Genomic DNA, 24,461 nt, shown 5'->3' on the forward strand with positions numbered 1-24,461 from the left:
TTATGTCTCGTCCAATTGGTATTTATGAAAAAGCATTGCCAAAACATTATACGTGGATAGAAAAACTTAAATTCGCTAAAGAACTCGGTTTTGATTTTGTCGAACTATCTATTGACGAATCAGATACTCGTTTAGCAAGATTAGACTGGTCTAAAGAACAAAGACTAGAACTTGTAAAAGCTATTTTCGAAACAGGCATACGTATACCTACGATTACTTTCAGTGGTCATAGGCGTTTCCCAATGGGGTCAAATGATTTTAATACTGAAGAAAAATCTATGGAATTAATGAAAAAATGTATAGAATTTGCGCAAGATATCGGTGTGCGAAATATTCAATTAGCTGGTTATGATGTTTATTATGAAGAAAAATCCATAGATACTCACAAACGATTTATAAAGAATCTTCGACAAGCTTGTACGTGGGCAGAAGAAGCTCAAGTCATTCTTTCAATCGAAACAATGGATGATCCATACATTAATTCAATTAAAAAATATCTTGCCATTGAAAAAGAAATTAATTCCCCTTTTCTATACGTCTATCCAGACATAGGTAATATATCTGCATGGAACAATAACCTTTTAGATGAATTTTATAAAGGGAGACAATCTATTGCCTCTATACACTTAAAAGACACATACGCAGTAACAGAAGATTCAAATGGACAATTCAGAGATGTACCATTTGGAGAAGGTTGTGTAGAATGGGAAAAGTTTTTTAAAATATTAAAGGATATTCATTATAATGGCCCATTCCTGATTGAAATGTGGTCAGAAAATTATGATACTGTTGAAGAAACACGTTACGCTATAAAAACTGCACAATCTTTTCTTTATCCATTAATTGAGAAAGTGGGGTTAAAATAGTATGTCAGAAACATTAACACAAATGCGTCAGAACGTATATCATGGAAACATAGAACTTCCTAAATACAAACTTGTTAAATTCACCTGGGGCAATGTATCAGAAATCAATCGTGATTTAGGAATTGTGGTCATTAAGCCTTCTGGCGTAGATTATGAAAAACTCACACCGGAAAATATGGTCGTCACAGATCTTGAAGGAAACGTATTAGAAGGATCATTTAACCCTTCTTCTGATCTTCAAACACATCTTGAATTATATAAGGCATGGCCAGAAATTGGCGGGATTGTACACACACATTCTACAGAAGCAGTTGGATGGGCACAATCAGGATTAGACATTCCATTCTTAGGTACAACTCATGCAGATTATTTTCATGGTCCTATACCATGTACACGTTCATTGACATATAATGAAGTTGAAGATGCCTATGAAAAAGAAACAGGAAAAGTCATTGTCGAAACTTTTAAAGAACGAAAACTTGATCCAACGTCTATTCCTGGTGTTATCGTTAGTAATCATGGTCCGTTTACATGGGGTAAAAATGCTTCACAAGCTATCTATCATTCTGTTGTCCTTGAAGAAGTCGCCAAGATGAACAGATATACGAAACAAATTAATCCGTGTGTGGAAAATGCACCAAGTTATATTATGGATAAACACTATTTAAGAAAACATGGCACTAACGCTTATTACGGTCAGCAATAACATTAAAATACTAAATAAAAAGGTGATAGTTTATGATACTCAGCTTAGATAAAACAAGTCATACTCTACTAGACTACTTAATTCAAATTGAACAACCAGAAACAATTACAGAAATCTCAAAAAATCTTTGTCAATCTAGACGTAAAGTATACTATCACCTTAAAAAAATAAATCAGTCATTACCAGACGATACAAAGAAAATAATAAACTACCCACATATTGGTATTTTATTAAACGATAATCAAAAACGCGCCTGTATAGAATTATTAAGTAAATCTGATACAACGCAATATGTTATGAGCATAGAAGAACGCCAATGGCTAATCATCATATATATTTGTATCTCAAATGAATTCATTACAATCAACAAACTTATGGAACTTGTTGATGTCTCACATAATACGATTCTAAATGATCTCAATAATATTCGAGAACTTATAGAATTTGAACAATTTAATATTCATCTACGTGTAAAAAAGTTTGGAGGATATTATATTGAATGCCATCTGTTATCTAAAATTCAATTTATATATAAAATACTGCATGAAATTCATAAATCATCATCTGAAGCTTTTAAATCTTTGATTCATGAGAAACTTTTATCTAATACAAGCTTTAGTCACTATCACTCATTAGAAAAAACGGATTTTTTAAAGACCTTATTAAAAGAAATAAGTAATGATTTAGGTAAAATACTTAATCGAAAAGATAGTGAGTTTATGTTACAAATACTACCCTATTTGTTAATGGTTTCTTATAACAGTGGGATTAATGCTTACAATTATGAATTGATAAGAAAAGATTTCATACTTGTTCAAGAGCGCATTGAATATAAAGTGTCTGAAAAGCTTGTATCCTCTTTAGAGTCTGAATTTAATGTTTCTTTTGATCAAATGGCAAAAAATATTATAGCCCTTTTACTTTTATCATTGCGTAAAGATAGTGATATTCATAATGTTAGTAATGATTATGATGATATGCGTGAGACTTTAGAATTATTTTTATCGCTTTTTGAGCATGAATATAATATAAATATTTCAAAACGAAATATGTTGTTGAATCAACTTCTAACACACTGTAAATCTTTACTTTATCAAAAGACTTACAATATTCCTTCAGATACACAATTTACAAATAATATTAAAGAAAAGTTCAACTATCTATTCATGGTTACAAAGCGTTGTATTACATTACTTGAAGAAGCTTGGCTAATACACATGACTGATGATGACATAGCTTATATAGCCATACATCTTGGTGGTGCAATTCACAATAATCCAAATAGTGAAATACCAGTTAAAAAAATTACACTTATATGCGATGAAGGTATTGGCATGAGAAAATTCTTCTTAAAACAATGCCAGTCCTATATATCTAATGCATATATTGATACTGTATTTACTTTAGAAGAATTCGATAGTGTTAAAGAAATTTTAAATTCAGATATTATCATTTCTACAAGTGATGCTATCGAAACGGATATTCCCGTAATATTTGTTAATCCAATTCTCACAAATGAAGATATTATACGTATCGTTTCTTATAGATATTCAAGTAATGAAATAAATTTTTATAATTTTTCTAATCAACTAGATTTAATATTGAAACATTATATTAGAGATGAAAGTGAACAATATAACTTACGAAATCAAATCGAAAAGTTATTTCTCAAAGAATTAATCCAAACTTTAGAAACTAAAAATTTTTAAAATTTCATTTGCATAAAGAAAGTAGATTCATTGAAATACTTAAATAACAATAATGATATAAGGAGATTCAATAATGAAAAATGTTAAAGATATTACAAGAGAGTCATGGATTCTATCTACCTTTCCAGAATGGGGAACTTGGCTTAATGAAGAAATAGAAAATGAAGTTGTTAATGAAGGTAATTTTGCAATGTGGTGGTTAGGCAATTGTGGTATCTGGATCAAAACGCCAGAAGGTGCAAATATCGTTATGGACTTATGGTCAAACAGAGGCAAATCTACTAAAAAAGTTAAAGATATGGTTCGAGGACATCAAATGGCCAATATGGCAGGCGTTCGTAAACTACAACCAAATCTTCGTGTACAGCCAATGGTTATTGATCCATTTGCGATAAACGAATTAGATTATTACCTAGTTTCTCATTACCATAGTGATCATATTGATATTAATACAGCTGCGGCAATCTTCAACAATCCAAAATTAAACCATGTTAAATTTGTGGGTCCGCATGAATGTGCCCGCATCTGGAAAGAATGGGGTGTTTCAGAAGATCGTATTATCACAATAAAGCCAGGTGAAAGCTTCGAATTTAAAGATGTAAAAGTAACAGCGGTAGAATCATTCGATAGAACTTGTCTTGTTACATTGCCAGTTGAAGGCAGCGAAGAAAATGACAACAATTTAAAAGGACTTCCAGTAACTGACGAAGAAATGGCTCGAAAATCAGTCAATTATGTATTTGAAACTCCAGGTGGTACGATTTACCATGGTGCTGACTCACATTTTTCAAATTACTTTGCCAAGCACGGTAAAGACTTTAAAATAGATGTTGTACTCAATAACTATGGTGACAATCCTGTAGGTATTCAAGATAAAATGACATCGATTGATCTTTTACGTATGGCAGAAAACTTAAATGCGAAAGTAATTATTCCAGTACATTATGATATTTGGTCTAATTTCATGGCATCTACAAATGAAATTATAGAACTCTGGAAAATGCGCAAAGATCGCTTACAGTATCAATTCCATCCTTTCATATGGGAAGTTGGTGGTAAATATACTTATCCAGAAGACAAAGATAAAATAGAATACCATCACCCACGCGGTTTTGATGATGCTTTTGAACAACCTTCAAATATTCAATTTAAAGCATTATTATAATTGAATTAGAAAGCAATAAATAAAAAAACACTTATCAAACGGTTATCACAGCGTGTCGGCAAAACCTGAAATTTTGCTGGCACGCTTTAATAAACTCTAATTTTGTAATTTTTGTCCTTGAATCAAAACTCATACATCCCCCACTTCTATACCTAAATCTCTAGTTTCTTATGCTGATTGTGTTCTCTCACCAATGCGCACTTCCATATGTTTATCGTCTATAGAGACTGTTTATTGCTGTCTTTATAAACATGAACATTTGTTTCATGTAAAATATATTATTCCTATAAAGATTTCTCCTGATTCAGTTTGAATTTTACAGTTCTCCCTTTTACTATTATAAGTAATGCAGCTTTATTAATTATCCGTGTCGAATAAACTAACTGTTAATGATATTGCTTCTGTCGCATTTCTTGTTGGACTACCAATTTCAATTAGTGTCTGGATTGTTTCTAAAGTATTTTCAGTCACGCATATATCCCTTTTTTAAATTACAGATTACTATACCTTTTACTCCCCTAATTATATTTGATTAATTACTCCATCTACTTTACAATGTTTTTATTCTGAAAATTTTGAATAAGGTGATTCTTAATGCACAATATTGTTTTTATTGGACTAGGCTTAATTGGCGGTAGCTTGGCAAGTAATTTAAAGTATTATCACAGTAATATTCATATCTCTGCATATGATTCAGATATTTCTCAGTTAGAAAAAGCATATTCTATGGGTATTATTGATACTAAAATAACCGATTATCGCATTGCCGTTGAACAAGCAGATGTTTTAATTTTTGCAACGCCTGTTCAACAAACGATTCGTTATTTAGCTCAATTACATCTATTTAACACTCAGGCTAACCTAATTGTTACTGATACTGGGAGTACAAAAACAAACGTTTTAGAATTTGAAAATCGACTATTGCATCATAATATACACCTTGTAGGTGGCCATCCAATGGCCGGTAGTCATAAGTCTGGGGTGTTAAATGCTAAAAAGCATTTATTTGAAAATGCATATTACGTTCTCGTTTATAATTCAACTAAAAATCGCGATGCTGCTCAATATTTGAAACAATTATTTAGCTCTACTTCAGCTAAATTTATTGAAACAACAGCAAAAGAACATGATATTGTCACTGCAGCTGTTAGCCATGTACCCCATATTATTGCAGCTAGTTTGGTGCATTTAAATGCAAATCAATCTACAAAACATAAATTAGTTAAACAACTTGCTGCTGGTGGTTTTCGCGATATTACTCGCATAGCTAGTAGTAATGCAGAAATGTGGCGCGATATTACAATTAGTAATAAAACAGCCATTCTAAACTTAATACAAGATATGCAACAACAATTAGTAGCATTATCTTCAATAATTCAAAACGATAAAATCGAAGAAATTCAAGCGTTTTTTGCTAACGCTAAAACATATCGTGATGCTTTACCCCTTAAACAACAAGGCGCATTAAATACAGCGTATGATCTATTTGTAGATATTCCGGATAAACCGGGTATGATTAACCAAGTTACTTATATTCTAAGTTTACATAACATTTCTATAAGCAACTTAAAAATTTTAGAAGTCCGTGAAGATATTCTTGGTGCACTTCAAATCAGTTTTAAAACACCCGAAGATCGTGATAAAGGTATTAAAGCTTTGCATGAATTTGATACCTATGTACCATAAGTCAGTAGTTGATTGGATTGAAAATACGCTGGTACCATTTTTTCAATCCTAGTCAACCTTGCCGGGGCGAGACTACGAATTCACCATGAATTCTGTCCGACTCCCAATGTAATTATTACATCTTATGTCCTGCCATTAATCCTAAACGTCCGTGCTTAGTACCTGAATCAGTATAAGATATAGCTTTAGATACAATGCCTTTACCATATTTCATGTGTAAATTATCAATCGTTTTAGCTAATTTTTCATCTCGTTTACGTTCGTATTCATCAAAAAATAAATTCAATTGCCGTTGATCTTCAGGTACAAGTTGTGTTAAAGATACACTTAATGTACGGTATAATACTTTTTTATCGCATAAATGATTAGCATAGTAGTTTACTACTTTAAATATTTCTTTTTCTAAGTTAGTAGGATCTTCAAGTGTATATTGCTTATGCACGCCACCACCTTCGCTATAGCCAAATGAAAAGTGAATCGTTCTTGCCATTTGTTTTCGCGCTCTCACCCTGCTTGCCACATCTTCTATTAATTCTTGCATAACTACTTTAGATTCCTCAAAGGTGTAATCTCGCATTAAAATTTGGCTCTTACAAATTGAAGGATTTGTAATATGATGCTTATCTCGTAACTTACTTTGATCTATTCCATTCGCATGTAAATGTAAATCAGTACCTAATATTCCAAATGCTTTCTTTAATTGGTTATGTGGGTATTTTGCTAAATCTCCCACAGTAAAAATCCCACGTTTATTTAATTTAACTTCTGTCCGTTTATTAATTCCCCAAAATTCTCTCAAAGGTTGTATATTCCATAATTTATTCGGAACATCATGATAACGCCATTCTGCTATACCATTTATAGTATGTTTAGCTTCAGTATCCATTGCTACTTTACTTAACAGCATATTTGAGCCAATACCTACTGTACACATAATTCCTGTTTCTTCATATATTTCCTTTTTTAAGCGTTCACAAAAAGCAGTAACAGTAGAATTAAAGCGATAATAACTATCTGTTACATCCATAAAAAATTCATCAATACTGTATTGATGTAAATCTTCAGCTGGAACATAACGTAATGCTATTTTTGAAATAGCTATAGATACGTTTAAATACTTCCTCATACTAGGATTAATAATATAAATGTCATTACGATGTGGAATTTCGAATAGTCTTGAACCTGTTTTAATACCTAATTCTTTTAATTTTGGTGTTGCTGCAAGTACCACTGAGCCTTGTCGTTTAGTATCTGCTACTACTGCTAACTTTGTTGTTTTTGGATTTAAACCTTTCTCTATACATGAAACACTTGCAAAAAAGCTTTTTTGATCAATACATAAGACATCCCTATCGTCTAATAAATTGTAATCATACATTCCCACTACCTCCCTGTAGATATTTTAATTATATACGAACAAATGTTCTTTTTCAATACTTATAGGAACAAATGTTCTATAAAATATTGTTCTAAATATAAAGGTTTCATGCTATACTAAAATAGACTTAAATTTTAAAGGAGGCGCTATTTATGCCAATCATAAATGTAAAATTAATAGAAGGTCGCTCTGATGAACAATTGAAAGCATTAGTATCAGAAGTCACTAATGCAGTAGAAAAAACAACAGGCGCTAATCGTGATGCAATTCATGTGATTATTGAAGAAATGAAGAAAAATCATTATGGTGTAGGCGGAATAAGAAAATCTGATCAATAAAACCCTTTAAAATCGATAAAAACGCCAGCTACATGCGTAGTTGGCGTTTTTACTATACTTAGTTATCATCATCTAAAAACTTCTTGATAGCTTCTTTATTTTTTTGTTTATCAATATCTAAGGCACTTCCATCATTATTCGTATTGATATTTTGGTATGAATTTTTCACTGGTATAGTCAGAGACTGTACATCTTTATCTCCACGAATACCAAAACTTATACCTGTTTGGAAAATCGCTGAATCGGGCATATCTGTGTTAATATAACCTCTTAAAATACCTGCAACACGTGGCAATTTAAAAACTGTGCTAGGTGTTACTAATTCTTGCTTTAATGTTTGCATCACTTGCTGTTGACGACGTACACGACCAAAATCACCTTCAGCATCATGACGGAATCTAGCATATCCTAATAGCTCTTTACCATTAAGTCGATGGTGTCCTTTTTTTAATGACACGCCAATATTTTTGGACATATCTTTTTCAACATCTATAGGCACCCCATTAGGCGCTAACTCATCAATCATTTTCTCAAAACCTGTAAAATCAATAACTGCATAATATTCAGGATTAATTCCTAAATTCTTATTCAAAGTTTTTCTTAATAACTCTGGACCACCTAATGTATAAGCTGCATTAAGCTTATAGCTATTATATCCAGGAATATCTGCATAAATATCACGCATCACAGACATCATTTTCATTTTTTTGTGTAAATAATCGTATTGTACAATCATCATAGAATCTGTTCTAGATTTTCCAGACTGTGCTTTATCTGCACCTAGCACTAACACTGAAATTTTTCCATCATTTTTTATAGGGCCATTAAATTTATGAATTTTAACATCCTTTGCATGTTCTTCAGCATATTTAATTCCATTTTGATAGCTCACTGTAATATAGACAATCAAGCTCACAAGTAAAATCAAAACAATTAATATTGCGATGGGTAATTTTTTTATACGTTTTTTAGTTTTTTTAGTTGAAGTAGTAGTCCCATTACTTCTTCTGTATTTGGTTTGTTCCTTCTCTTCTGCCATGGCTACCTACCTTAATTTTAATTTCTTCAAAATACGCTATCTATGTATTATAATATACATTAAAGTTATAGAAAATAGCTAAAAAAATCAAGATATTTATGAAAAAATGGTACTAAGGTCTAATGAGAGGATGGTATAAATGAATATAAATACCGCATATTTTGCCGGAGGTTGCTTTTGGTGTATGACAAAGCCTTTCGATACTTTTGAAGGTATTGAAAAAGTAACATCAGGCTATATGGGAGGAACGACTGACAATCCAACTTATGAAGATGTTAAAAAAGGTACAACAGGTCATTATGAAACAGTTAAAATTGAATACGATGTTGCACTTTTTTCATATCATAAACTACTTGAAATTTTCTTTTCAGTGATTGATCCATTAGATGATGCAGGCCAGTTTCAAGATAGAGGTTCCCAGTATAAAACAGCTATTTTTTATACGAACGATGATCAAAAGAAAATTGCCGAAAACTACATTCAGCAATTACAACATACCATATATTCTGACAAAGCTATTGCCACAAAGATTTTACCTGCTTCAACTTTTTATAAAGCAGAGGAATATCACCAAGACTTTTATAAAAAGAATCCTGAGCGCTATGCCAAAGAACAACAAGATCGTGCTAATTATCAAGCAGATTTACATTAATGTTACTTTATCTAAAATCAATCTGTGATATAAATAAAATAGATTAAAATTAAAATTCCAAAATCTTTTTCTTCGAGTATCGTTTCAATAATATCATTAATATGATGAGAGATATCGTTTGAAAGTATTAATACTAAATGGCAGATGTTGCGTCTTGTTATCGCTTTATACATAAGGTACCTCGTTAATTTAGTTTAGTGAAGTTTATTAAATTATACGAAAGTGCCTTATTTTTTAAAGTATTTCAATGTATCATTACAAATAAATACGCCGTATTTTGGCGAGACTTTCGAGGGAACAGGACAAGCTGAAGCTGTCCCCTAAGAAAGCGAGCCAACAATACGAAATATTGTAAATAAAGAAGCCAGTAAATACAATTATAAAAGTCATTTATTGGCTATTTTTCTAGGATTTATGTCCCCGACTGTTTTTAAAGTTGTATTAAACACATATTTCAAGTACGTATAGTAAATTTGTATCATCGTCATCAAAAATCAAATTGAATGCTACCCGTCTATTTTTTAGACGCTTAAGAACTGAATAAAGATACAAAATTTCTCTTGATCAAAATATATGAAAACGTATCATTGGAAGTATGTATAAAACCTGCATAATGGATAATAATAATCAAAAGGCATAAACGCTGTTAAATCAACGTTTATGCCTTTTAGTTTAGTTAACATAATTAACGATTATAGGTAATCGTTTTGTATAGCGTATTCATCAAATTATTTCTAAAGTTAAATTAAAAATTAAAGTTTTAAAAATAGGATTGGTTTTTATTTCAACCGTTTGCTATATTAAAAAAAGGAGTTGGTTAATTATAATTTTACTATTAACAGTTTTATCTAATTTAATAATAACATTATTTTTAAAAAATTCTTTAAAAAATAATGTTGGAGATCAAGTTAACTATTTTATGGGCCTGCGAACTAAAAGTTCAATGAAAAATAAAAAGAATTGGAAATTGACTCAAGATTTTTTTGTTAAATTTAGTATTAAATTTAGCTATTGGTTTTTACCTTTAGGGATAGTATGGACTATATTTGACATAATATTTGGTATTTCTATCACTTCTTTAATAATACAATTCATCCTATTTATCACTTTCATTATAGTAATTATAATAATCACTGAAAAAGAGGTGAAAAAAATGGTCGAATAATAACAAAAAAGAAGATCTTACATTCAATAAAACTATCATGATTTTGATATCAGTATTTCTTGTTTATTTTTTAATATTTATTAGTTCTATATTAAGTATAATGCCTAATAACCCTACTAAAGATAAAACACAAATCATTAATGCTTCTTGTCTTTAGAGTACTTCCTCAAGGATGGGCTTTTTATAGTAGAAATCCTAGAGATAATACATATAGAGTTATCAACACAAAAACAGGAGAACGAGCAACACAATTTCCAAACGCTAGCCCAAATAACTATTTTGGTTTATCTAGATATGGCAGATTAAAAGATGTAGAAGTTGGAAGACTAATATCTAAAATAAACGAAAAAAATGGAAAGACACTACTAGTAATCCTATTAAATTTGGTCGAAAAATGAAAAAATCAAAATGGTTAACAATCAATTAAATCCAAAAGTAAAGAGGAGATATTATCATATATTATAGTGATCCTATTCCTTGGAAACATACTAAGATTAGCTATGAAGAAATCTATGACGATAGATTTCTTCATAGCTATTTTTTATAGTTATAGAGAGGAGTAGACTGTACGGTCTCTTTGGTTTTAAACCCGTATTAAAAACTAGTCAGCTTTACTCTCGCCTTTTGAAATTCGTTTGTAGTATGTTGGGTTCTTGAAACCGTGTATAGGAAAATGAAATGAGAAAGGTTAAGTAAAGTTTCAACTTCTCAAACAATTAGATGAAGCTATGATTCAGTTAGCAAAGCAACTTAATTGTTTTCAAAATATTCATTCAATACCTGGAATTGGTGAATTAACAACGGCTATGATTATTGGCGAAATCGGAGATATTACACGATATCAATCAGGTGGTACACACAGTAGAGATACGATTACCAAGAATGACAATAAAAAAGAGAGAAGACTTTTATTTTGGGTGGTTATGAATATTATTAGGGGACAACGTCATTATGATAACCATGTCGTCGATTATTACTATAAATTAAGAAAGCAGCCTAATGAGAAAGCTCATAAGACTGCCGTCATCGCATGTATGAATCAATCGACTATTAAAAACGATTCATTATTTAGTATCGAATCGGTAATTGTACGATTATCAAATGTCTCCACATGAGTCAAACGTACAACCAAATATAGTTTAACACCTTATTCAAAAAATTTAAATTGAACGGACTAATTTAATAATGCTTATTTTAAAGGGCTTGACTAATCTTAATATGTTTATTTTGGGCTTTATATTCTATCCTGAATTTTTCTTGAGAGGATGTTCACCTAGTTTTATTATTTATGACGTATGACACGCATTACTTTTAACATGCTGTACCATAAAGAACTGTCTTTTCTATAAACTAAAAATCTTGGTTCCCAATTAGGACTATATTTTTCTTTATAACGTCTTAATCCTTGGAAACGATATAAACCGTTAAAATGTTCAAAAACACGTCCAGCAATTCTTTCTCTCACAAAAGCAAAATCCATTTGACCAACATTAGACAATGTGGCCATACCCATGTTAAAGGCACCGTAACCTTTTTCTTTACTCCACAATAACATGTGTAAATATAAGCCATCCATTAGTGGTAATTCAATTTCCGGCAACCACCGTATTAAATCAACTGATATAGCATCATTATAATATGTTGGCATTAAACTACAGAAAGCAATGATTTTATCATCTTTATCTTTAATAACGCCAATCGGTGCTTTGGATAAATATTCCGGCGTAAATTGTCCTACAGAAAAGTGCATTTCTTGACGACCATCCAGCCACATATCACTAATTTCTTTTAAACTACTCATAAGGTTGTTTGAAAATGGCGGTTCAAGAATTTCAAACTTAAACTCAAGCTCTTCAAGTTTATTAAGTGTCGCGCGGAAGCCTCTACGCTTTTTACCTGAAATAGTAAATTGGGTTAAATCAATAATAGCTTCCTCCCCTAATTTGAAAAATTGATTACCAAAGTTATGATAGAGTGGCATAAATCGATCACTTACTTGATAAAAGATAACATCATAGCCTAAGCGTTCAGCGTATTGATAAAACGATTCGAGTAGCGTTTGAAAGCTTTGAGTATCCCCAATAGGATCACCTAGTACAACAAGCGCATTACCTTTATAACGATACATTAAAAAGGCTTGTTCATTATCATGCATAAAAACATCTTTATCACCACTGTATAACAAATGGCTTAAATAGTTACCCCCATATGAATCAATAATAGTTTCACATTGTTTATAGTCGTTTATTTGATGTGGACGATTAAATCGATAATCAAACAACCAGGCAATAATACCTACAACAAGTATAATCACTAGAATGGTTAACCAGAAATAATATCTCAATGCAGATGTATTCATTTCTATTTGATATACATCCAACGCATAAAAAGTTTGTGAGATAATAAAATGATTCACATAAAGCACAACAACACTCATAATAAATGACATTACAAATTGATGTAATCTGAATGGGCGCTTTAATACTTTCGCACGACGGTATGCAGCAACCAATATAGCAAACATAACAATAAGCCAACTTAATAATAAGGCAGATGCATATGTATAAATTGTTGCTCCAAAAATTAATATAATCGAGATCATTGCGAAAATAATAGCTCTTCTACTTTGTTTAAATATCCCTTTCACATTTAACAATAGTAATAAACAGGCACTTGTATGAATTGATAACACAATGTAATACACAAGATGATTTTCATCAAATAAACCATCATAAATAATCGTCATATTATTTATAAAAAACATGATACTTGTTATCAAAACAAGGATAGCCACCGATAATGATGGGATTTTTGCTAAAATATCCTTTTGATAAGACATTGCAAAAGAGGTGATGTCTTTAGCCGGAACAAAGTATTTAGAACCTTCAAAGTAACGTTTAGCAGTTGATCCAAATTCAAACGTAGAGAGTAATAGTGCCACAACGACAGGTACAAAATAATAGGCAAAACGATAAAGTAACAGCGCTAATAAAATTTGTTCCTCAGGGATGTCTAATGATTTTAAACCAAGAAGTACAACTAAATCAAAGGCACCAAATCCACCAGGAATAAAGCTGACTAATCCTGATAAAGCTGCAATAATAAAGACGCCTATTAAAGTCATAAATGAAATATGGATATCGACTATTAATACAGATAAATATAATACTAATGCAGCTGCTAGCCATTCAACACTTGAAACTAATGTGCAATACACACCCATAAATCTATTCTTTTTATCTGCTGGGCGCATAATCGTGTATACGATGAAGATAGGTAAAAATAAAGCAACGACATATAATATCCAACGTACCCAACTTATTTTGTCAATCATATGTGATGCATTAAATACATGTAACACAACCAAGATAGATAATAAGCTTAATCCTGTGAGCATAGAGATTAAGATGATTGAAATATAATGTACTAATTTTTTCTTGTCTTCCGTATAATTTTTATATACAACTGCTCTCACACCAGCACCAATAAAACCACCAAAACCTATAATGGCATTAAAAGCATTGATAATGTAGCTTATTCGAATGATTTTAAATAAAGGCATTTCCATCTTTAATGATTTGACTAAGATGACATCATACATAGAGAGCAAGAGTAATGATGCACCACCACAAGCAAATAGTCCAACGAGCATCCAGCGATTGATTTTACTAAATACGGTAACTGTATTTTTAAAATCAATATGTGATAATTCACGATAGAGTGTAAATACCACAATGCAAAACAATGCTGTTGCAAAAGTAATTTTTAATATAGATAAAATTCTATTTTTAACTTCCTGATTCATTTTTTCACATCAATTCTAATTAATTCTTTTGTTACTGAAAATATATCATAACTGCCTGTGATTGAACATGACTATCGTCCTAACAGATTTGTAATATACTAAGGTGCACTAAACCGTTGAATTGATTCACATATGCAATAAAAGCCGATAAAGCAATCCCAAACTGTCCTACTTCATCGGCTACTATACTATTCTGCTATTTTCGAATCTTCTTTAGGAATATCATAGTCTCCAGCATCATCACCATAATACTTATTATATCGGCGTTTAAAAATTAAGAATATGTGAGACACCAGTACTTTTAATATCGCATAAGCTGGAATACCTAAAATGACACCTACAATCCCTAGCAAGTTCCCTGCACTAAGCAAAATGAAAATAATTGTTAATGGATGTATTTTTAATGTTTTACCCATAATATTTGGAGAAATAAAATGACCTTCTATAAATTGAACTAATGTCCATACAACAGCTAATTTTAAAAGCATTAACGGAGAGGTTATTAGCGCAATAATAATTGCAGGTGAAATAGCGATCGTTGGCCCTAAATAAGGTACAACACTTGTTACTGCAGCGATACTTGCCAATATTAAGCTATAATCTAGACCAATAATCGTATAGCCAATAAACAATAAAATACCAATACAAAATGACACAATAATTTGTCCTTGTATATAAGAACCCACTTGAACACTCATTTTTTCTAATAAGTCATGATAATCTTTTCTAAATTTAGGTGGCATAATTTTAGTCGTGTACTCTTTAAATTTATGACCGTCTTTTAGCATAAAGAACAGTACAAATGGTGTTGTTATTAAAACTACGCCAACATTTACAATAGCTTCAGCAAATGTTCTTAATTTAGTTCCAAAACCATCAAAATAGTCTGTAACAATACTAGGAATCTTTTTAGATAAAGAATCTAAATTGGTCTGTATTTGATCATAAAATGAGGACAAGAACGAAAAGTGCGTCACCTTATCTAAAGTATCATTAAATTTAGTCACATATGCAGGTGCATTATGTATTAAGCGTGTTACCTGACTGCCAATGACCGGAATCAATAAATTAACGATGAGTGCAATAAGTCCAACAATAGCTAAAAATACTATAACAATACCCAGCAATCTTGGAATGTTATAACGCTCCATCAAGTTAATGATTGGATTGATTAAATAAAACAAAATTAACGATAGAATGATTGGTGCTACAATAGTGTTAAAGACAATGATAAAAGGCTCAAATACATATGAGACTTTGTCAAAAATAAATATAACAATACCTAATAATACCAATGCACTAAGTGCAAATATAAGATCCTTACCACCAAAAAATCGCATAAATCTTGTTTCAGAAAAACTTAATTTACCTGGTTTCTTTTCAGCTGTATTCTTTTTATCATCCAACATCATTATTCACCAAACCTTAACTCGTATTCTCTATTTGTAACTATATTTTTTTAATTGATTGTATTTTACTAATCTATATCATACCATACTTGTCATAAATTATAGATTATTTTATCTGAAAATGCATCAATACAATAAAATAGGAGCAGGTAAAAAGCCAATAGTTATGACTTAATTTCCTACCCCTATTTTACAGAGTTTGTGAGCAACACAAATTGTTTTTAAATAGCACAACGCAATTTTAAACGGTTATTATAAATATAATTTAACAAGTTTACTCATTTTAAAATATCTCAAACTTTAAAAGTTTACACTATGATTTTTTAGATTTATTTTCACGTCCCCAAGATTCAATGCCAAATAAATTTATTTGTAAATTTTCGGGATTGAACACGGGATGTTTTCCTTCTTTACGTTGTTGTTGATAATCTTTCATCACTGCGAAAGCTACATTGGATAAACCAATAATCGATATTAAATTCACAATGGCCATAAGTCCCATAAACAAATCTGCTGTACTCCATACTGTTTCCGTTTTAACTACAGCACCAACAAACACTAATATTACAACTAAACATCTAAAAATAAATAAGATTATTTTATTCGTTGATAAAAACTCTATATTAGACTGTCCGTAATAATAGTTCCCTACAACTGATGAAAATGCAAATAAAGTCACAGCCACAGTTAAAAAGATACCGCCAGCAGATCCTAAATGATCATTTAAAGCTGATTGTGTGACAGCAACACCTTGTGGCGCACTATCGCCAAATTTCAAACCTGAATAAAGTAAAATCATAATTGCTGTAGCAGTACATACGAGCATTGTATCGAAGAAAACACCAAGAGATTGAATTAAACCTTGTTTAACTGGATGTGGAACAGCCGCTGTCGCTGCAGCATTTGGTGCTGAACCCATACCAGCTTCATTTGAAAATAAACCACGCTTAATACCTTGTAATATAGCAGCTCCTAACGCACCACCAGCAACCTGTTCAATGCCAAAAGCACTCTTGATAATTGTGCCAATCATTGGAACAACTTGATCTAAATTCATCAATAAAATAACTAAAACCATACCAATATAAATAATAGCCATAATAGGTACTATTAGTGATGATAGTGTTGCAATACTACGAACACCACCAAAAATGATAATCCCAGTAATAACGGCTAATACAATGCCTGTTATCACAGGGTTGACATTGTACTGTGTATTTAATGATTCTGCAATCGTATTAGATTGCACCGTATTAAATACAAATGCAAATGTCACTGTAATTAAAATCGCAAATAAAATACCTAACCATTTTTGATTAAGTCCTTTTGTTATGTAATATGCAGGCCCTCCACGGAACCCACCTTCTTTATCATGAACTTTATATATCTGGGCTAGTGTGGCTTCCATAAACGCACTTGCTGCTCCGATAAAAGCAATAATCCACATCCAAAATACTGCACCTGGGCCACCAAGAACAATGGCAGTAGCAACACCTGCAATATTCCCCGTACCCACACGTGAGCCGGCGCTTATCGCAAACGCTTGAAATGGTGAAATACCTTTCTTTCCAGACTCTAATGTTTCTGGTTTCTCAACGAGCGCTCTAAACATTTCTGGCAACATTCTAAGTTGTACAAATTTTGAACTAATAGTAAAGAAGAAGCCAACCGTTAGTAACAGACCAATTAGGTACTGTGACCATATTAAATCGTTTCCGACTTGCACAATTGTCTTAAACCAGCCAGGAATCAAATTATCAAAATCTCTCACTCTATCCATACCTCACATTTATCTAAATTTATCTAGTGAATACGTTAAGAGATTTACATTTATAATTTAGGTTATATGATTCATTGAAAATGGAACAATGAACTTACTCCTATTAAATGTAAATCTCTTGCTTTTATATAAGTTAAAAAATAAATAACAATTCTAAGTTTATCATTTTATTTTAACTATGAAAATAAAATCACTAAAAACATTATTGAATAGTCATATTAATTACCTCTCCAAACTCAGTCGTATCGACGATGAATGAACCATTCGTGTATTGTTCAGATTTATGAATATCAACAATAAGACCTTCTTCAACATGTGACTCTGAATAGATCATATATTCAGATTGATTTTCTGTTACCACATGACCAGCAACGATTCGATGTGGATTTTTCTTTAATTCTTTCAATAAAGTAATACCTCGTTGAGCTCGTTTTGCCAATTGTAAAACTTTAAAGTCAATACGTTTCATAGCCCCACGTTGGGTAGCCATAATGATCGTTTGTCCAGCTTCAACAACTTCGGTCATAACTACGAAATCTTCCACCTTTAAATTGATAGATTTCACACCAGCAGCTCTCAAACCTGTATCAGATAACTCATTAGTGTTATATGTTAATGACATACCTTTATGCGTTAGTACCGTTATAATTTGATCTTCTGTCAAACGTTGTACACTTATAATTTCATCTTGCGGTTTCACCTTCATAGCAACTAATGGTTTAGTGTAACGTGTTGTTTTAAATAATCCAGCATGACTTTTTTTAATCATACCGTTACGTGTAGCCATAATATAAAATGCCTCTTGTTGGAAATTTTTTTCATTATATACATTGATTATATATTCGTCTTCTTCGATTGCTACAAGTTGTGACACGTGTTGCCCTAATTCTTTCCACCGCGTGTCTGCTAATTTATGTACCGGAATGAACAAGTATCTGCCTTTATTTGTAAAGACAAGAATCGTATCCTGTGTATTCACCTCTTGATATTTTAATAATCGGTCACCTTGCTTAAGTCCGATTTCTGAAACACCACTCGCATTAAAACTTCGTGTTGAAGTACGTTTAATATATCCTTGAGCAGTGACACTCATAATGACATCTTCGCTAGGAACCATTACTTCTTTATCGATTTTAATTTCTGCAATTTCTGCTTCAATTGCAGACAGTCTTTCAGATTTAAAACGCTTACGAATATCTTTTAATTCGTTCTTAATAACAGTTAGCAAAGCGTCATGGTTATCTAAAATATGACGATATTCTTTAATACGTTCACTAAGCTCAGCGTGCTCATTTTTCAATTCAATAATATCCGTATTTGTTAAACGGTATAATTGCAACATAACTATCGCTTCTGCTTGAGCATCTGTAAAACCATATGTTGCCACTAAATTATCTTTAGCATCTCGTTTGTTTTTCGATTCTCGGATAAGGGCGATAACTTCATCTAAAATAGATAAAGCTTTCATCAATCCCTCTACAATATGCATACGCTTTTCTGCATGATCCAAATCAAATTTAGTCCGATTGACAACAACTTCAATTTGATGGTTTAAATAACTATCAATAATTTGACGAATACCCATCAATTTTGGTCTACCGTCGCTTATTGCCACCATGTTGAAATTATATGAAATTTGTAAGTCAGAATTTTTGAATAGATAATTTTTAATAGCCTCACTATTAGCTTCTTTCTTTAATTCAATAGCGATTCTCAAACCAGTACGATCGGTCTCATCTCTAACTTCGACAATTCCATCTACTTTTTTATCTGCTCGTAATTCATCAATTCGCTTAACAAGCGAACTTTTATTTACTTCGTATGGCACTTCGGTCACAACTAATTGTTGTCTGCCATTTCTTAATGCTTCTGTTTCAACTTTTGAACGAACTACAATTTTCCCTTTACCAGTTTCATATGCTTTCTTTATGCCATCAACACCTTGAATAATGCCACCAGTTGGAAAATCTGGCCCTTGAATATATTTCATAAGCTGACTTACTGATATATTAGGATTATCTATATACTTTAAGGTTGCTTGAATGACTTCAGCTAAATTATGAGGTGGAATATCAGTAGCATAACCTGCTGAAATACCAGTAGAACCATTAACTAGTAAATTAGGAAATCGCGCCGGTAACACCATAGGTTCAAGGGTTGTATCATCATAGTTAGAGACAAAAGATACTGTTTCTTTATTAATATCGCGCAATAATTCTTCAGCTAATTGACTTAACTTAGCTTCTGTATAACGCATTGCAGCAGGAGGATCATTGTCGATACTACCATTATTACCATGCATTTCTACGAGTACATGACGTAATTTCCAATCTTGACTTAAACGTACCATCGCATCATATACTGATGAATCGCCATGAGGATGATATTGTCCAATAACATCCCCAACAGTTTTGGCACTTTTACGGAAATTCTTATCATACGTATTACCACTGCTATACATAGCGTACAAAATACGGCGTTGTACTGGTTTAAGTCCGTCTCTTACATCTGGCAGAGCACGTTCTTGAATTATATATTTACTATATCTACCAAAGCGGTCACCAATAACATCTTCAAGTGATAAGTCTTGTATTATTTCACTCAATTTGTTTCCTCCTCAGTATAATTTTCATTGTCTAATACTTGAACCTCTGTATTATCTAAAATACTCAAATCTTCTTGCATACCAAATTCAACATGGCGTTCAATCCACTCACGTCTTGGTGCCACTTTATCACCCATTAATGTAGTAACACGTTTAGAAGATCGCACTTCATCTTCAACTTGTACTCGAATCAATGTTCTTGTATCTGGATTCATTGTTGTCTCCCATAATTGTTCTGGATTCATTTCACCTAGACCTTTATACCGTTGCAACGTAAATCCTTTTCCTAGTGATTGTTGAAGTTTGTCTAATTCATCATCCGTCCAGGCATATTCAACTTGCTTAGCTTTTCCTTTACCCTTTTCAAGTTTGTAAAGTGGTGGCAAAGCAATAAACACTCGCCCTGCTTGAACTAAAGGTTTCATGTATTTGAAGAAGAACGTTAATAACAGTACCTGTATATGAGCACCATCAGTATCCGCATCGGTCATGATGATAACTCTGTTGTAATTACTATCCTCAATTTTAAAATCATTACCTACACCAGCACCGATTGTATGAATAATCGTGTTAATTTCCTCATTTTTAAATATATCTTCTAAGCGCGCCTTCTCTGTGTTGATTACTTTACCTCGAAGTGGCAAAATCGCTTGGAATTTGCAATCACGTCCTAACTTGGCAGAACCACCTGCTGAATCACCTTCGACTAAGTACAATTCATTTTTCTCAGTATTTTTACTTTGTGCAGGTGTGAGTTTTCCAGATAACAATGTATCTTTACGTTTATTCTTTTTACCAGAACGGGCATCATCGCGGGCCTTGCGAGCTGCTTCACGTGCTTGCTGTGCTTTAATTGCTTTTTTAACTAAAGATTTGGAAAGCTGCCCTTTTTCCTCTAAATAAAAAGGTAATTTCTCAGCTACGACAGAATCTACTGCACTTCTAGCCTCTGTTGTTCCAAGTTTAGACTTTGTTTGTCCTTCAAATTGCAATAATTCTTCAGGAATTCTCACTGAAATAATGGCTGTTAATCCTTCACGTATATCATTACCATCAATATTCTTATCTTTTTCTTTTAATTCATTAATGCGTCGTGCATAATCGTTAAATACTCTGGTCATAGCAGTTTTAAATCCTACTTCATGCGTACCACCATCTTTAGTCCGTACATTATTAACAAAACTTAAAATACTCTCAGAATATTGGTCATTATATTGAAAAGCCACATCGACTTCAATGCCATGAGATTGGCCAGAAAACATAGTTACATCATGTAATACTTCTTTACCTTCATTTACGTAACTTACAAATTCTTTAATACCTTCTTCATAATGGTACAGTTCTTCACGTTCTTTACCACTGCGTAAATCGGTTAGTTTAATTTTTAGATTTTTTAATAAAAATGCAGACTCTTGTAAACGCTCGCTTAATGTTTGGAAAGAAAATGTCGTTGACGCTTTAAAAATCTCTGGATCAGGCTTAAAAGTTACTTTAGTGCCAGTTTTTTTAGTTTTTCCTGCTTTGACTAAACCAGTGGCAGGCAAACCCCCATTTTTAAAACTTTGTTTATAGATATTTCCATCTCTATGTATTTCAACCTCTAACCATTCACTAAGCGCATTCACTACTGATGCACCTACACCATGCAAGCCACCAGATGTTTTATAACCACCTTGACCAAATTTACCTCCAGCATGTAAAACGGTAAAAATAACTTGTACCGTCGGCTTACCTGAAGCATGGATTCCTGTTGGCATACCTCGACCATTATCTTCAATAGTAATGCTATTATCTTTATTAATTGTGACGTTGATTTCATCACCATAGCCATTTAATACTTCATCAACAGAGTTATCAACAACTTCATATACTAAATGGTGGAGCCCGCGCTTATCAGTGGAGCCAATATACATACCAGGTCTTTTACGCACAGCTTCTAATCCTTCTAAAACCTGTATTGAATCATCTGAATAATTGTTTTTTTTATTCACTGTCAATGTAATTTTCCTCCTACAAACGTACGTTCGTTATTTTTTCTATACAATAGTTATTCTTATATAAATCCGCTTAAATTGCAAGTCTGAGTTTAAAACAAGGCTATTTATTTACCATAACATTTGTTTTAAATTTATTGTCGTAAAAAATAATCAGTTTATGGTAAAATAGAGCTAAGTTATAAAAGGATGTGTAATTATTATGATGATAGTCCTCATGTTGTTACTCAGCTATCTCATAGGAGCTTTTCCAAGTGGTTATGTTGTTGGAAAACTCTTTTTTAAAAAAGATATAAGACAATTTGGAAGTGGCAACACTGGTGCAACAAATAGCTTTCGAGTACTTGGCAAGCCTGCTGGTTTTTTAGTAACATTTCTAGACATTTTTAAAGGATTCATAACTGTATTCTTTCCAATTTGGTTGCCTGTGCATGCAGATGGCCCACTAAGCACCTTTTTTACCCATGGACTCATCGTTGGTTTATTTGCAATTCTAGGCCATGTTTATCCTGTCTATCTTAAATTTAAAGGTGGCAAAGCAGTAGCTACAAGTGCAGGTGTCGTACTAGGGGTTAATCCTATATTGTTGCTAATTTTAGCATTGATTTTCTTTATTATTTTATACCTATCTAAATTTGTGTCCTTATCAAGTATTATTGCTGCGATTAGTTGTGTTGTTGGTGCATTTGTCATACATGACTATGTATTACTTGGTGTCAGTTTGCTTGTTTCAGTTATATTAATTGTACGACATCGTTCTAATATTATCAGAATTGTCAAGGGTGAAGAACCTAAAATCAAATGGATGTAATTAAGCTCAACAATTTAAAATTATTGCTATTTTTCGACCGCAACAAGACTTGTATAAGCTTTTGCGGTTTTTATAATACAATAACAACTTAAAATTGGAAAACGAGAGTGGAACAGATTTCATGATGAATTCGTAGTCCAGAATAGAATTGAAAAAAGCCTGGTATCAGTGTATTTTCAATCCAATCAACTACTGCCAATATATAGTTCGTAGCTTTAAACATAATGATGCACCAGCCTCAATATTATTCTTGAGTTATCGTTAACTATTTCATTAAGCATATTCAAATATTTTTAATAGCTACTATGCTATAATCCTACTTGCGAAGATAAATTATTTATGGGTATTGATGAATGAGCTATTAGGAGGTTATAAATTGAAAATACAATTAACTGAACAAGCTATCAACTGGTTTAAAGATGAATTAGATTTGCCAGACAACAATAAAGTTTTACAATTCTATGTCCGCTACGGTGGAGAATTCCAATTAAAACAAGGCTTCAGTCCTGCTTTTCGTGTTGAAAATGAAGATGACATAGATATTGGTTACAGTGAAAATTATAATAACCTTAAAGTTGTAGTTGCTGAAGACGATTTGTGGTACTTTAAAGACGATATTATTGAAGTTGATACCGTTAATCACGAAGATGAAATAGCTTATACTACAAAGTAACATCAATTGCAGTTTAATAGAATAATAAGAAATAGCTATGAGACTTTTACTCAAGATATCAGTCTTCATAGCTATTTTTTTATAAAAATAGCTCATTTGCTTTAAGCTATCATTTCAAAGGTTTAAAAACTATTTTGTAATATATTCGTTCCGCTTAATTTTAAAGATGATTTAAATCATCTTTATTCGTTACTTCTAACTCAATATTATTTTTATTTAATGCTTCAACTTTACTATATGTTTCATGCCAATCTGGAAAATGGCAATCTAATCTAATAGGTCTAAAATTATCTGCCTTCATACAAATTAGCTCAGTAGTCCCTGTTGTAGCAAGTTCTCCTTGCTCATTATATATTTCATAGCTATAAATTGAACGTAGCCGCGAATATTTTTCCACCCAAGTCTTAACTTTAACAGTTTCAGGATATGTAATGGATTTGATATACTTCACATTCAAATCTGTAACAGGAGATATAATGCCCACCGCTTCCATGTCAGCATAATTAAAGCCTAATTTTCTAATATAATCTGTGCGCGCTACTTCAAACCATGTAGCATAGTTGCCGTGATAAATCACACCCATTTTATCTGTTTCTTGGTATCTAGCCTCGATTTCAGTAATACTGTATATCATAATCAACTATCCTTCTTTCAATATAACTTTCTTATCAATTCTAACA

Annotated in this window: 20 protein-coding genes and 1 pseudogene; 12 read left to right on the plus strand and 9 right to left on the minus strand. The window is 31.9% G+C overall.

Annotated features, from left to right (window positions below):
* Nucleotides 1-2 precede the first annotated feature (2 nt).
* The 5 genes from CD041_RS03060 to CD041_RS03080 all read left to right on the plus strand — a co-directional run bounded on the left by CD041_RS03060 (nt 3) and on the right by CD041_RS03080 (nt 6,132).
* Nucleotides 3-866 carry an L-ribulose-5-phosphate 3-epimerase gene (locus CD041_RS03060; RefSeq protein ID WP_002478230.1) on the plus strand — a complete coding sequence of 288 codons (864 nt, stop codon included), beginning with the start codon at nt 3-5 and terminating at the stop codon, nt 864-866.
* A gap of 1 nt (nt 867) precedes the next feature.
* A complete protein-coding gene (locus CD041_RS03065) occupies nt 868-1,572 on the plus strand; it encodes an L-ribulose-5-phosphate 4-epimerase (RefSeq protein WP_002459178.1) in 705 nt (234 codons plus the stop codon).
* Between the two features lie 32 nt (nt 1,573-1,604).
* Complete coding sequence (locus CD041_RS03070; RefSeq protein ID WP_070648576.1) at nt 1,605-3,281, plus strand: BglG family transcription antiterminator; 1,677 nt, start codon at nt 1,605-1,607, stop codon at nt 3,279-3,281.
* A gap of 73 nt (nt 3,282-3,354) precedes the next feature.
* Nucleotides 3,355-4,446, plus strand: coding sequence for an L-ascorbate 6-phosphate lactonase (gene ulaG / locus CD041_RS03075; protein WP_002459180.1), 1,092 nt, complete (start codon nt 3,355-3,357; stop codon nt 4,444-4,446).
* Between the two features lie 594 nt (nt 4,447-5,040).
* A complete protein-coding gene (locus CD041_RS03080; RefSeq protein ID WP_070648578.1) occupies nt 5,041-6,132 on the plus strand; it encodes a prephenate dehydrogenase in 1,092 nt (363 codons plus the stop codon).
* 115 nt (nt 6,133-6,247) lie between these two features.
* On the opposite strand, the gene CD041_RS03085 is transcribed toward CD041_RS03080, so the two are convergent.
* A complete protein-coding gene (locus tag CD041_RS03085) occupies nt 6,248-7,510 on the minus strand; it encodes a Y-family DNA polymerase (RefSeq protein WP_002459182.1) in 1,263 nt (420 codons plus the stop codon).
* Between the two features lie 152 nt (nt 7,511-7,662).
* Between CD041_RS03085 and thmT the strand changes: the two genes are divergently transcribed.
* Complete coding sequence (thmT, locus tag CD041_RS03090; protein WP_002459183.1) at nt 7,663-7,848, plus strand: 2-hydroxymuconate tautomerase; 186 nt, start codon at nt 7,663-7,665, stop codon at nt 7,846-7,848.
* Between the two features lie 58 nt (nt 7,849-7,906).
* Here the strand turns inward: thmT and CD041_RS03095 are convergent, their stop codons facing one another.
* Nucleotides 7,907-8,887, minus strand: coding sequence for an LCP family protein (locus tag CD041_RS03095; protein ID WP_070648580.1), 981 nt, complete (start codon nt 8,885-8,887; stop codon nt 7,907-7,909).
* A gap of 139 nt (nt 8,888-9,026) precedes the next feature.
* On the opposite strand from CD041_RS03095, the gene msrA reads away from it, so the two are divergent.
* The gene (gene msrA / locus CD041_RS03100; RefSeq protein WP_002459185.1) at nt 9,027-9,539 is read left to right on the plus strand and encodes a peptide-methionine (S)-S-oxide reductase MsrA; all 513 of its coding nucleotides are present in this window, start codon (nt 9,027-9,029) and stop codon (nt 9,537-9,539) included.
* 17 nt (nt 9,540-9,556) lie between these two features.
* On the opposite strand, the gene CD041_RS12120 is transcribed toward msrA, so the two are convergent.
* The gene (locus tag CD041_RS12120; protein ID WP_002459186.1) at nt 9,557-9,712 is read right to left on the minus strand and encodes a hypothetical protein; all 156 of its coding nucleotides are present in this window, start codon (nt 9,710-9,712) and stop codon (nt 9,557-9,559) included.
* Nucleotides 9,713-10,458: 746 nt separating this feature from the next.
* Between CD041_RS12120 and CD041_RS12425 the strand changes: the two genes are divergently transcribed.
* The 3 genes and pseudogenes from CD041_RS12425 to CD041_RS03115 all read left to right on the plus strand — a co-directional run.
* Nucleotides 10,459-10,704 carry an SdpI family protein gene (locus CD041_RS12425; RefSeq protein WP_070648582.1) on the plus strand — a complete coding sequence of 82 codons (246 nt, stop codon included), beginning with the start codon at nt 10,459-10,461 and terminating at the stop codon, nt 10,702-10,704.
* A gap of 140 nt (nt 10,705-10,844) precedes the next feature.
* A complete protein-coding gene (locus tag CD041_RS12430) occupies nt 10,845-11,102 on the plus strand; it encodes an SdpA family antimicrobial peptide system protein (protein ID WP_002459188.1) in 258 nt (85 codons plus the stop codon).
* Between the two features lie 309 nt (nt 11,103-11,411).
* Nucleotides 11,412-11,790 (plus strand): annotated as a pseudogene (locus CD041_RS03115) (transposase); the annotation flags it as partial.
* Between the two features lie 196 nt (nt 11,791-11,986).
* Here the strand turns inward: CD041_RS03115 and mprF are convergent.
* The 5 genes from mprF to parE all read right to left on the minus strand — a co-directional run bounded on the left by mprF (nt 11,987) and on the right by parE (nt 22,294).
* Nucleotides 11,987-14,509, minus strand: a complete 2,523-nt coding sequence (gene mprF / locus CD041_RS03120) for a bifunctional lysylphosphatidylglycerol flippase/synthetase MprF (protein WP_002491889.1) — start codon at nt 14,507-14,509, stop codon at nt 11,987-11,989.
* A 188-nt stretch (nt 14,510-14,697) separates the two neighbouring features.
* Entirely contained in the window at nt 14,698-15,921 is a 1,224-nt protein-coding gene (locus tag CD041_RS03125; protein ID WP_002459191.1) for an AI-2E family transporter, read from the minus strand.
* 310 nt (nt 15,922-16,231) lie between these two features.
* On the minus strand, nt 16,232-17,689 hold the full coding sequence (alsT, locus tag CD041_RS03130; protein ID WP_037544547.1) for a glutamine transporter AlsT: 1,458 nt from the start codon (nt 17,687-17,689) through the stop codon (nt 16,232-16,234).
* A 211-nt stretch (nt 17,690-17,900) separates the two neighbouring features.
* On the minus strand, nt 17,901-20,303 hold the full coding sequence (gene parC, locus CD041_RS03135) for a DNA topoisomerase IV subunit A (protein ID WP_070648587.1): 2,403 nt from the start codon (nt 20,301-20,303) through the stop codon (nt 17,901-17,903).
* Complete coding sequence (parE, locus tag CD041_RS03140) at nt 20,300-22,294, minus strand: DNA topoisomerase IV subunit B (RefSeq protein ID WP_162494577.1); 1,995 nt, start codon at nt 22,292-22,294, stop codon at nt 20,300-20,302. The genes parC and parE overlap by 4 nt, the downstream gene beginning before the upstream one ends.
* A gap of 205 nt (nt 22,295-22,499) precedes the next feature.
* On the opposite strand from parE, the gene plsY reads away from it, so the two are divergent.
* Both plsY and CD041_RS03150 read left to right on the plus strand, forming a co-directional pair.
* Complete coding sequence (gene plsY / locus CD041_RS03145; RefSeq protein ID WP_002459195.1) at nt 22,500-23,108, plus strand: glycerol-3-phosphate 1-O-acyltransferase PlsY; 609 nt, start codon at nt 22,500-22,502, stop codon at nt 23,106-23,108.
* Nucleotides 23,109-23,484: 376 nt separating this feature from the next.
* Nucleotides 23,485-23,781, plus strand: coding sequence for a HesB/YadR/YfhF family protein (locus tag CD041_RS03150; protein WP_002478237.1), 297 nt, complete (start codon nt 23,485-23,487; stop codon nt 23,779-23,781).
* Between the two features lie 160 nt (nt 23,782-23,941).
* Here the strand turns inward: CD041_RS03150 and menI are convergent, their stop codons facing one another.
* Complete coding sequence (menI, locus tag CD041_RS03155; RefSeq protein ID WP_080606580.1) at nt 23,942-24,415, minus strand: 1,4-dihydroxy-2-naphthoyl-CoA hydrolase MenI; 474 nt, start codon at nt 24,413-24,415, stop codon at nt 23,942-23,944.
* Between the last annotated feature and the right edge of the window lie 46 nt (nt 24,416-24,461).

Origin of the sequence: Staphylococcus lugdunensis, from assembly GCF_002901705.1 — a bacterium.
Lineage (GTDB): Bacteria > Bacillota > Bacilli > Staphylococcales > Staphylococcaceae > Staphylococcus > Staphylococcus lugdunensis.